Source organism: Shewanella sp. SR44-4, from assembly GCF_014163715.1.
Taxonomy (GTDB): Bacteria; Pseudomonadota; Gammaproteobacteria; order Enterobacterales; family Shewanellaceae; genus Shewanella.
The window spans coordinates 1-657 of record NZ_JACJDU010000138.1; the positions used below are offsets into that span (position 1 = coordinate 1).

Sequence of the window (657 nt, forward strand, 5' to 3'; positions counted from 1 at the left end):
TTCGCCAACGCAGCGGGTCCGAGGTGGGATGATTCAATTGATATAGATGATCCCAACTTAACAATTAATGTTGCCGCGGAACAATGCCAAAAAAGCTTAATTAATGCTCCTGAAAAGCTGGAACTGTGGTGTGAAAAAGCCATCAATATGGGTTATTGGAGAGGTTTAGTACCTCTTAGCTTGCACACCGGTAATGGTGATCGGTTAGTTAAGGAAGCAACAAAAAGAGTTAATGCGAAAGATCCTATAGCTTATTCTACACTCGCTTGGGTCTATGAGGGCGGTATGTTTGTAGACCAAGATATTAATTATGCTATTTCACTCCATAAAAAGTTGTTAGCATTGGATGTTGATCTACCTAAATCGTCAGTTACTGCTACCCATGAAGAGTTAGCAAAGTTGTATAAAATACAACAGAACTGGCTAGCGGTTAGTGAGCACGCTCAATACGTTTTTAATAATACTACGTTTGAATTTAATAAAGAATATGCGGCTCGATTGATGAAGCTCGCACAAGATAAATTAGTCGAGGAAGGCCATTCTAAACGTTAACAAAAATAAACTTATTGATAGGTGTATATGAAGTTACCATTTTCTATTGTTTTGTTACTTATGTTTTTGTCGTGGCTATAGTGGCACACTAACCAGCATCAAGAA

The 657-nt window shown here is 38.1% G+C and carries 1 protein-coding gene; it reads left to right on the top strand.

All coding sequences use genetic code 11. The features are described from left to right. Positions 1 to 552 (top strand): hypothetical protein (locus H5125_RS21770; RefSeq protein ID WP_182745512.1); only part of this gene is annotated, 552 nt, incomplete at its 5' end. Positions 553 to 657: the final 105 nt, after the last annotated feature.